Genomic DNA, 10,476 nt, shown 5'->3' with positions numbered 1-10,476 from the left:
ATCGGAGTAGAGTGAGTCCATTCAATCATGTCAGCGATTTCACTAGGGCAACGAGATTGGGTATGGACATGGCGGCTGGGCAATGAATTTTGCATTGGCCTATTTCTATGATGAGCTTGTCCAAGGGCTGGGGCTGTGTGGGTTCTTTATGGGGTTGTACGACCACGGTTGCAAAAGCTTGCGCTTTCTTTCGTTCGGACAGTTTGATGCTGAAATATTTAGGGTTGACGTTGTGTTGCTTGCAGAATTCCACTTGGGTTAGCTCGGATTTTTCGAATTCTGACAAGAGGTGGGGCCAGTTGTAACGGCGATATTTGGGCATGGTAGTCTCCTTTGGGTGGAGACAGTAGGTTATTGGTTTGGAAGGTGGGGTTGTAGGAGGTTGTTGGTTTGGCGTTTACGTTTAGAGGCATATGCTAACGGAAAACCTCATTTATAAAGTGACCTCAAGTGCACATTGATTGAAAATTGAACGTCAAATTTTTCAAAGAAATGGCGCAATATGATTATTAACCTCCTAGATCTTTCTCAGTCGAAGTCCAGAGACGAAACACTGGGCTTACGGTTGGTCGATAGGTTTCATAGGGAGCAGGCCACACTGTTCATCACAGCTCACAGAGGAAGATGAACTATATGCCAAATTTGCAGTTTTTTTCACATATGTGGACAAATTGTTCTATCGTTTATAAAGTTTAAGACAGATTTGACAGGGCTATTCACCTTTTATCTCCAATAGATCTACTGGGAAATCGCCCCTAATTATCACAAAGGCCAATGAGTGCTGTATGATTAGCGCCCAGATTTAAGCTTAGAGTGTGATGTAGCTTTAAAAAACAGGTATTTTTGCTTGACTTTTTAAAATACATGTAAAAAGCAAATTGAATCAAAAAAAATCTAATATAAGGATATATAATATGAACATACGAGGTAATAACGATTTAGGCTCAGATATGGATAATGAACAGCTAGCATCAATGCTCTCTACAATGTTTGAAAAATTTTCACGAGATATTAACGATCTTAAGAGTGAATTTAAGGATGATATTGAAAGACTTTCAAAAGACCTAGATGATAAACAAGAGAAACGCTCAAAAGACTTAGATGATAAAATAGAGACTCTTTCAAAAGACCTAGATGATAAACAAGAGAAACGCTCAAAAGACTTAGATGATAAAATAGAGACTCTTTCAAAAGACCTAGATGATAAACAAGAGAAACGCTCAAAAGACTTAGATGATAAAATAGAGACTCTTTCAAAAGACCTAGATGATAAACAAGAGAAACGCTCAAAAGACTTAGATGATAAAATAGAGACTCTTTCAAAAGACCTACGCAATGAAGTAGAAGGTGTTGGTGTTGAGCTGAGTTTTATGACATCTGCTAATCGCTATATTGCGGAACGAGAAGACATTGCGAGGCCCACCGAAGGACGATCAAAGAAGCCAGGCCCTTTTTCTCGCTATGGTGGCGTTCAAGATAATTATCATTCTCATCTAACTCGATATTAGATATTTCTTTAATCCTCTCCCCTGAATATCAATTTGCCTTGAGGTGTTACAGTGACACCTCTTATTAATTTTAGTATGTAAATGAGGTATATTTTAAGAGTGTTAAGTTAAAAAACTATGGATAGAATAATTGCTCAAAAATTCTATAATTTGATTCGATTCACTCAATATTTTCTTCAAAAATTAAAAAATAAAATTACTTTGTTATCTGAATGTGTATTAAGCTCACCCAGGTTCACCTTTAAATTAGTATATGAGAGCGATATTAATTACACCTTCGTTTATTTTAGACCCAATTATTATTGGCTTCTTTGGACTATATTCACAATAATAATAAGCAATACTCCCGGAATGCTTATTGCGTACACAACCCAAAGTAAAAATTTTTTAGCGTATGCATTTTTTATCATTATATTTATTATTTTTAGCATAATCCCTATATCAATAGCACTTAAAGCTTCCCTCTCTTTATTTAAAATATCTCAATTTGATAGCAGCGACATTAACACAGGCCATCAAGATCAACTAAGGCAAAAATACAGAAATAGTGCCAGATGGACCCCTTTGTTTTTGATGCATATTTTTCTCTATTTGATTGCCATTCCAATAATTCTAGAACCCACTCCAGAAGCCATCTGTAATAATCAAAAAACTACAACACCTACTTATGGAGTATACTTTTTAGTATCGATAACAATAGTATTTATTTATTTCATTGCTATTTACATGACCTTGAAGAAAGGATTAAGAGTAAATGGTATAGAAAAATTAATTAATTTACCACACTTTCCTGAACCTCTATCAGGATCTATTATGGAGTCAATGAAAATAAAACCACGTGTACACCCTCAAGGGTGGCTCGTACCCGAAAGCTTATCAAAAATCATATATAGATCAGCTTTCTTTGAATGCTTCCAGCCTAAAGAAAGTCGCTTACCTCTAAAATTATTACTTATCCCTTTGGGTGGAGTTTCTATTTCTTGGATTATAATTTTTGTAAATATAATCATCTTAGGAACACTGCATTGCGATTATAACAAGTCCACAATATGGATAAACAGCTTGTCTTGGGCCATTTCTTTTTATACTTATTTCTTCTTTGTATCAGAGAATATATCGAGAAATTCAGATCTATCATCGGAAGAGATATCACTGCAATTACCCTTCGAGAATCTTATTCAACCCAAATCAATAAATTATAATGAAGAATTAATAGGTTTTATTGGTGGAAGAAAATTGAGCTCATTAATTGTGCTTTCACTCCTGCCATTTCTTTGGACATTTTTAAGTATTATCTAGATGGAATATGTTTATGAAAGATGGAGACCCCGAAGTTCTTTATCGGATAGCTAATTTCGATTTATACAAAAGGCTTAGCACACTAAAAAATGAATTAAATCATATAAAAAATGTAGCCAATTTTTATAAATCCTCTAGAGAAGTGAGTGGCCTTTCTGATGAAATGACGGAAATTTATAGCAACTGTGAAAAATTAGAAAAAAACTTAAAGTCAATTATTGAAGATTATGACAAGTATCAAAAATACACTTTAACAGACTACATGGGGAAAAATTCAATTGAAGCGGGCTCCGATGAAACCATCAAAACAATAAGACACTATGAAATCATTATTTTTCAATCTCACTTCAGGGAAAGAGCGAAGTTAATAGCACGAACCATTGGGTTGCTTACTCATAAAATTGAACAAATATTAGAAACCTGCCAACTAGAAGATCCATCCCCAATATTGAGGCGGTCGATTGAGCAAGGCTTTGTAGAGGAATATATAAAACTATTATCTATATTCACACTTTATGATCTCAATAAGTTTCTGACAAAAATTGGAGTTAAAAAAACACTTCCATATAAAAACCTTCAATCTGCAATGCATAGCTGGACATATGACGATGAACATTTTGTGGAGTATTTCAGGGGGAAGAATACTACAAAAAACCCTGATTTATTTCGAAAAACACTTCTAAATGAAGAAAAAAAACTTACTCCAGATAATGATGATTCTTTTAATATTTTTGTTATGTCATTTTGGTGGGTCGACAATTCAGCTCTTCATTCCATTGCAGGGCATGAAGCAGCGCATATATTAATTCATGATTTAACCCGGGATTTAAAAGCAGAAATTATAGGCTTTAAGTGCGAACTGGGGGAGTTTGGCCAACTCTGCCGAAATTTAACTAATCTTTTTAGCAGCTGGTTACCGAATACTGAATTTTCAAAGCTTAGGCTAGACATAGAAGTTTTAAGCGATATTCTTGCCACCTGTAAATTTGGTGTTGCTCATGCAAACGCATGGTTTTTAGAGAACCTAGGCAGCTCATATGAAAGCTCTTTTCTAAAAGATGAATATGACAACTTTATTTCTTTGGACAATTATATTGTTTTAAATGAAAATGAAAACTCAAGCAAAGATAATAAAAAACCAAAAAAGAAAAGCCTATATGATTTAATATCACCTTTTAAACCCAATTATTCAAACATGGCAGCATATTTAAGAGGAAGGGTTATATGCTCTACTCTTGAAGAAATAGGCGATCTTGACTCTTTAGAAAAAGAATACATTTATTCTCTTAAAAGCCATCTTAACAATATACTTAACCTGCGATTAAACTTAGTTGACAACAACAGACATAACACCATATGGAGAAAATTAGGTGATGAGCTAAGCCGAGCCATAAAAAAATCAAACATCGGCTACAACGCCTGGCTATACTTCAAAAAACCTAGAAATCAAAGTGCAAGCAAAGATAAGGAAAATGAAATATTAAATATCCAGCTTTTATCTGAAACATCAAAAGAAATTATATTCGAAAAATTGGAAGACGATAAAAGGGATGATAAAAAAATAAAAAACATATCCTATTACGCAAATGACATACCATGGAGATATACCTTTTCAAAAGCGCTAAAAAACGATAATACCACTTACACCAAAACAAAAGAATTTTATAAGGAACTTGCAAGCAACCTCAGTTTTTTAGATCACATATGTCAAGCTGATTTGATATTTAACTCCATGTTTATGGGGTATGAGTATTTACCAAATGCATTTCTAGAAAAAAACGAAATCGGAAAAACAAATGACAAACGAGAGGAAATAAAAAAAATCAATAAAAACATACTCTCGTTTAACTCAGAGGAACACAAAGACAGCAAAAACCAAATAAGAAAATTAAGAGCAAAATTTTCAAGCTTTATAAAAAACAACTACAATAAACATGATTTAAATTTTAAGTCAAATATTTTACAAAAAGAGACATATTTACTCGATTTGGCCTTATACTCAAAACCCAGCCATGCATCCTTAAGCTGTTCATTGGAGTTTAACAATGAAGAAAAGAAAGGAAATTTTATAAATGCGATCACTTACGGGCGTTACGATAGGCTTTTTTTGATAAAAGAGATAAGCTCCTTATCAATACCACACTATAAACACACAGGGCCAAACTTAGGAAAAGAAGAAGTCATTTCTTACAAAACACGAAAAAGATTCTTAAGGCCACTAAAAATTGAAAACACAAGTGGCGACTGGAGTCATTTTGAAACATTATACAATCAAGAAGAAAAACCTTTAGCAGCTATTCTAATAGATTTGATACACAAAGGGTTTAGGCACTATTTTGCAATGTACATACTTCCAAAAATAAAAAATGGATGCAATGCATTCACCTGGTTTATTTTTGCGAGCGGCGGGCATGAAGACTTTGTACTTTTATTATACCCAAACAAAGGAAATAAAAATGACAACCCTTCAATAAAAAAAATTTATTCGATATCCGAAGAGCTTTTAAAAAATTTTTTAGTCGACAGAACTGATACAATAATAGTCAGAAATGACACTTATCAAAAAAATTTAGCATCAAATAAAAACTTCTATCAAGACGTATATGCATCTATAAACATAAGGATATCGAACAACCCAACTTATAAAGTAAATTTTATATATGAAGTGAACCCTCTTATCAAAAAATTTAAAGAGCGTCTAATTTCATTTTCTAAAGATGAAAACATAATACACCTTTTTCACACTTTTGGCAGATCAGACTATAGCATTCATGTAAATACGGCTATTGACTGCGAATGCAAATTTAAAGCTTTCCATGAGCTCAGGCGTGAGATTGCAAAGATTGAAAATGTATCTAGAATAAACACTCAGCTATCGGTGAAAGAAATATAGAGACTAAAAATGTAGCCCATATATTATTCAACTAGAAAAACTTTTTTTGCTACATCAGAAAGCCTGATTTTAAAGTAAAGATCGACCAGTTATAGCTGTTCAACTTTGTACGGACGCATTTTAGGGTATTTGCCTGTATGATCGGGGGTTAACCCGAACCAACGCATATCAGGATCATCGCCAAATACCTCATCAACGCAAGGCACTTGATACTTCAATCCTGTTGCTGACGAATATCACCCCTAAAATCTCTAAGAGCATCCGTTATAGCACTCAACCACGCACTCCGTGGTAGAGTCATGTTTTTATAGCAATCCAAAGACGACGATAATAGCTTGGTTAGCGACGTTGTTCTGCGCTTGCAATATAAAGTATTCCATATAATTTTTACGTGTTCATTTCTTTTCACTCGGTATTACCGACTAAAAACAACCGTTTTAGTTTCGTTTAATAAAACCCGATGTTGCGCATGCCAACGTACCGCCCGATTTAAAACAACAGCCTCAATATCTCGACCAATTTCAACCAACTCTTCTGGTGTATTAGCGTGAGATACACGTTCCACTGCCTGTTCAATAATAGGACCCTCATCCAACTCACTGGTAACATAATGCGCAGTAGCACCAATTAATTTCACACCGCGATCATAGGCTTGGTGATAAGGTTTAGCGCCTTTAAAACCAGGTAAGAAAGAATGATGAATGTTAATGGCTTTGCCAGATAAGGCTTCACATAAATCATTGGATAATATTTGCATATAGCGAGCAAGCACTAAAAAATCCGCATTATTGTCTGAAAAAATATTCAGTATGGCAGCTTCTTGCTCTGATTTAGTGTCTTTAGTGACGGGTAAATGATGAAAAGGAACCTGATACCATTCACATAATGGCTGCATTACAGCATGATTCGAGACCACAGCAACAATGTCGATGGGCAAGGTTCCGCGCTTGTAACCATCCAATAAATTCTCAAGACAATGCCCCCACTGAGATACGGCAATAACCACACGGGGTTTGTATTGGTTATCGTATAAAGACCACTCCATACCGTAGCGCTGAGCGATGGGCTCAAAGCTGGTTTTCACTTGCTCAATGGATTTCGGCCCTTCACAGCTCTCTAATACCGTTCGCATAAAAAATTTATGCGTATGTACATCTTCGAATTGTGAAGACTCACGAATATTAAAGCCTTGTAGAGCAAACAAATTGGCAACCGCTGCCACAATGCCTGGCTGATCACTACAACTGAATTTTAAAACCACTTCATGGGTGGATGACGAGCCAGTGTCTTTATTTTCCAATTCCACTTTTGTTGATTCTGTATTCTGAGTCTTTGACATGCTTTCTAACCTGATTTCTCGCTACACGTATTCAAAAAAGGCCATTTTTTAAACATTTCTCATAGGCCAATATAATAATTTTGGCGCATGATAACACACCCACCTTCTCTGAAAGGGAGACTAATCAACCCTTTAACGAAGCAACGAAAGCGCATAAGCCACCACCAATGGCAGAGTAATAATAGAGGTTAACGTTGAGACCACGACTGTTCCTGCTACCGCTGTATGATCTTGGCCAAATTTCAATGAGTATAGATAGTTAAAGACCGCTACAGGCATACTGGCCTGAACAAGGCAGACTGCTTTTAAAAGCGGATTCAAATCCATCCAACCCGTAATCAACCAAGCACCCAAAAAACCGCCCCCAATCCGCAACAATGTCACCAACAAGCCAATCCAAACACTGCTGGGCTTTAAGGCAATCAGCGATACTCCCAGCGTTAACATCATCAATGGGATCGTAATACCAGACAGCAGTTGCAAACTTCTGCCTGTCCACTGTGGCCACTCCCACCCCATTTGCAATATCCCCATACCGATTAATACCCCATAAAAAACCGGCTGACGAAACACAAACGTAAGATTCTTACTCAGCGCTTGATTACCATAGTTATAAAAGAGAATTCCTACAGAGTTTTGCAATACTAAAAAAACGATAAAAAATCCCAGTGAAAGGGCCAAACCTGATTCACCAAACGCGTACAGTGCCACCGGCACACCCAGATAACCATTATTGGAGAATAAGACGGGTGGCAAATAAGTCGCTATGTCTAAACGCAACGCACGCAAAGTGATGTAGCCAAGAATACCGGTAAACAGGATGACAAAAAGCGCTACCGCACTCACAAGCAATATCTCCTGATTGGCCACTTCGCTACGCCCAATCACATACACCACTAAACAGGGGGCGCCTACCCACATCACTAATTTTGTCACAAACTCCGTTTCAAAGGCGCTCCCCCCCTTTACCCAAGCCATGCCAATGACCATACACAAAAAAGGAGGAGCTAAAATACTGAACAGTTCTGTCATCATAATGAGAGTTATTCCACTCTGAGGAAGAGAAAGGTATGGAGAATAAATAGGGTGAATGCCGGGAGAAACCCATCGCTTTATTATCGACTTATATTATTTATGAACGTAAATTTGTCGACGTACATTATCAAATCAACATTGCCAAATTTTTTGGCCGATATTGTCTTTTTATAAAATCGAATAAGAAATTCAACGACACTCAGTAAGCGACTCTGAACACTCATTAACCAATGCCGATGCGAAGAATTTTTTCAAATAAGAAGCTTCTGTTTTAACGCAACTATTTATAGTACACATATGGCTTAACTGCACTGTAATAAAGCACGCCATTTTACCGCCTTCCAAATCGGGACCTGACTGTTAAGTGGTCGCTGACTTAGCAATAAACGCCACGGCCTCTTCCAAAAAACCTTTTACGACATTGATCACAAAATATTCACCCTGCGTTCAGGGATGTTTTCTGAGCGCTATAATGGAATTAGATGGAGAAAGATGAGGTAGCGCAAGAATGCGTCTGATTTATTCGCTTACTGCCCCCAAGTGCAATAGAAGACACTAATCAACCTACCCTTCATAACATTAAGTGCGTTAAGGCTTCCTAAATGCTGACTTATGAATTCACCTTATGAAGGGGATTCCTCTCGAAGGACAAAATGTTAGCCATTCATTTGGGGGAAGAAATTATTAAAACGGGAAATACAATAACCACAAGGATACATTGACCAGTAAGGCTTACCGACGGGTAACTATGGTGATTTAAATGGTGGGCCTTCATCATAATACATGGGGTGAAAAGTACACACCGGGAAATTAGGGCAACGGAAATAACTCGACAACCGACCTTGTCTCGCCAGCGCCTTATAAAAGCAAAGTGACAAAGCAGAACCCGAAATACTGCTTGCATTTATAAGGAAAAGCGATTCAAGTACATTAGAAAGGCATAACAACCCGTCCATCGTTTGTCGTATCACTTGTCGAGGTTACGCCGTGGTTCGTCTTAATTCGGCCTGTTTTGCGGGCTGTGTCTCTATAAGGCGATCTGATAATGCACCGACTTTAACCGATGAACGTAAATTGGTAGCGATTGTTTGAAGGATTTTTCACCCATGAGAACCCGAACCAAAGCTCATTTAAGCACACAATTCACTGCGTTTTCGTTGACAACCCTTGTCATGCTCATCACCTCATTGGCGACAACACCCACCGGTGCTTCTAGCTTGTCTGAAATCAGCCCGCGAGCCATTGCCCACCCAGGTTCAACACAAATCCCGATTCAAGGGGCCAGCAGTGTTGACGTACTCGATGAAATTGCACGCATCGAGTCTGAACAAGGTGCTTACAGTGCCGACTTATCAGAGCATCTGGTTTCATTGGGCTCCAGCTATCAAGAAAATGGTGATCACGAAGCCGCCGTAGAGGCCTTTAAGCGTGCAATTCATGTAGAACGTATTCACGGCGGTCTCTATAATTTGAACCAAATCGCCGTACTTGAGCGAATGATTGAAAGCCATGTTGCCGTAGGGGATTGGAAAGCCGCCAGCGATCGTTACGAACACTTTTATTGGTTACATCAGCGTAATTATGGGGACGGCGACCCACGCATGTTGCCCGTCATTGAAAAGCTCAGTCACTGGCATTTAAATGCCTACTCACTGGACTCCTCTTCTGTCAGTAATCACTTAGTCAGTGCCCATAATTTATATCGTATGGCAGTCAATATTATCGATGAAAATTATGGCAGCCACGACATTCGAATGATTAACCCTCTTAAAGGGCTTGCGGTGTCTAATTATTATCTTGCTACCTTAAGCCAAGAACAAAACCGAATGGCACCAATATCGACATCAGCTCAAGCCGAAGCCGAAAAAAAAGCCCGTTTAGATCAATATATTCTCAACGCTTATTACAATGGCAAAGCAGCATTAACGCGCATGGTGGAAATTTATGACCAGCAAGAAGATGCCCCAATAGAAGAGAAAATCAAAGCACGAGTACAGTTAGGCGATTGGTTTATGATGTTTGATCGCCCACACTCGGCCTTCGCTGAATACAAAACCGCTTACAGCAATATTACCGAACATAAACTCTCCAGTCCTTTTTCCCAATCACTATTTAAAGAGCCCCGCGCACTTCCTGACATGCCCGTCGTCAAAACCCAAATGCCCGACAATAACGAACCTCACGAATATGTGTTGGTGCAATTTGATGTTTCTGCACGAGGCCAAGCGCGCCGCGTGGAAATTCTGGAAGCCCACCCCCAAAAAAATGTTGGCCTAAAAACCCGTGTCCGTAAAAGCCTGCGCTCTACCCGCTTTCGCCCTCAGTTGATAGAAGGCGAAGCAGTCGAAACCAAACACATTGTTCATCGGTACATCTACCCCGTTAAAAAAAGTTAGTGTGTC

Annotated in this window: 7 protein-coding genes; 4 read left to right on the top strand and 3 right to left on the bottom strand. The window is 37.8% G+C overall.

What is annotated here, in order from left to right; all coding sequences use genetic code 11:
* Positions 1-25: 25 nt before the first annotated feature.
* Positions 26-322, bottom strand: coding sequence for an IS66 family insertion sequence element accessory protein TnpA (gene tnpA, locus LU351_RS03455; RefSeq protein WP_232592607.1), 297 nt, complete (start codon positions 320-322; stop codon positions 26-28).
* A 592-nt stretch (positions 323-914) separates the two neighbouring features.
* Between tnpA and LU351_RS03450 the strand changes: the two genes are divergently transcribed.
* From LU351_RS03450 to LU351_RS03440, 3 genes are all read left to right on the top strand, one after another.
* Positions 915-1,508 carry a hypothetical protein gene (locus LU351_RS03450; RefSeq protein WP_232592606.1) on the top strand — a complete coding sequence of 198 codons (594 nt, stop codon included), beginning with the start codon at positions 915-917 and terminating at the stop codon, positions 1,506-1,508.
* 117 nt (positions 1,509-1,625) lie between these two features.
* Positions 1,626-2,807 carry a hypothetical protein gene (locus LU351_RS03445; RefSeq protein ID WP_232592605.1) on the top strand — a complete coding sequence of 394 codons (1,182 nt, stop codon included), beginning with the start codon at positions 1,626-1,628 and terminating at the stop codon, positions 2,805-2,807.
* 13 nt (positions 2,808-2,820) lie between these two features.
* The gene (locus LU351_RS03440; RefSeq protein ID WP_232592604.1) at positions 2,821-5,700 is read left to right on the top strand and encodes a hypothetical protein; all 2,880 of its coding nucleotides are present in this window, start codon (positions 2,821-2,823) and stop codon (positions 5,698-5,700) included.
* A gap of 415 nt (positions 5,701-6,115) precedes the next feature.
* Here LU351_RS03440 and purU read toward each other — a convergent pair whose 3' ends face one another.
* Positions 6,116-7,039, bottom strand: a complete 924-nt coding sequence (gene purU, locus LU351_RS03435) for a formyltetrahydrofolate deformylase (protein ID WP_232592603.1) — start codon at positions 7,037-7,039, stop codon at positions 6,116-6,118.
* Positions 7,040-7,171: 132 nt separating this feature from the next.
* Entirely contained in the window at positions 7,172-8,074 is a 903-nt protein-coding gene (locus LU351_RS03430) for an AEC family transporter (RefSeq protein ID WP_232592602.1), read from the bottom strand.
* Positions 8,075-9,180: 1,106 nt separating this feature from the next.
* Here LU351_RS03430 and LU351_RS03425 point away from each other — a divergent pair.
* Positions 9,181-10,470: a tetratricopeptide repeat protein gene (locus LU351_RS03425; protein ID WP_232592601.1), complete on the top strand. Its 1,290-nt coding sequence runs from the start codon at positions 9,181-9,183 to the stop codon at positions 10,468-10,470.
* The last annotated feature ends 6 nt before the right edge of the window (positions 10,471-10,476 follow it).

It is taken from the genome of Marinibactrum halimedae, assembly GCF_021234875.1.
In the GTDB taxonomy this organism is placed as follows: Bacteria; Pseudomonadota; Gammaproteobacteria; order Pseudomonadales; family Cellvibrionaceae; genus Marinibactrum; species Marinibactrum halimedae.
This window is presented reverse-complemented; position numbering and strand designations above follow the sequence as displayed.

Excerpts from the sequence above, each read along its gene's own strand:
- tnpA (WP_232592607.1), bottom strand. The coding sequence starts at position 322 with ATGCCCAAATATCGCCGTTACAACTGGCCCCACCTCTTGTCAGAATTC.
- LU351_RS03450 (WP_232592606.1), top strand. The coding sequence starts at position 915 with ATGAACATACGAGGTAATAACGATTTAGGCTCAGATATGGATAATGAA.
- LU351_RS03445 (WP_232592605.1), top strand. The coding sequence starts at position 1,626 with ATGGATAGAATAATTGCTCAAAAATTCTATAATTTGATTCGATTCACT.
- LU351_RS03440 (WP_232592604.1), top strand. The coding sequence starts at position 2,821 with ATGAAAGATGGAGACCCCGAAGTTCTTTATCGGATAGCTAATTTCGAT.
- purU (WP_232592603.1), bottom strand. The coding sequence starts at position 7,039 with ATGTCAAAGACTCAGAATACAGAATCAACAAAAGTGGAATTGGAAAAT.
- LU351_RS03430 (WP_232592602.1), bottom strand. The coding sequence starts at position 8,074 with ATGATGACAGAACTGTTCAGTATTTTAGCTCCTCCTTTTTTGTGTATG.
- LU351_RS03425 (WP_232592601.1), top strand. The coding sequence starts at position 9,181 with ATGAGAACCCGAACCAAAGCTCATTTAAGCACACAATTCACTGCGTTT.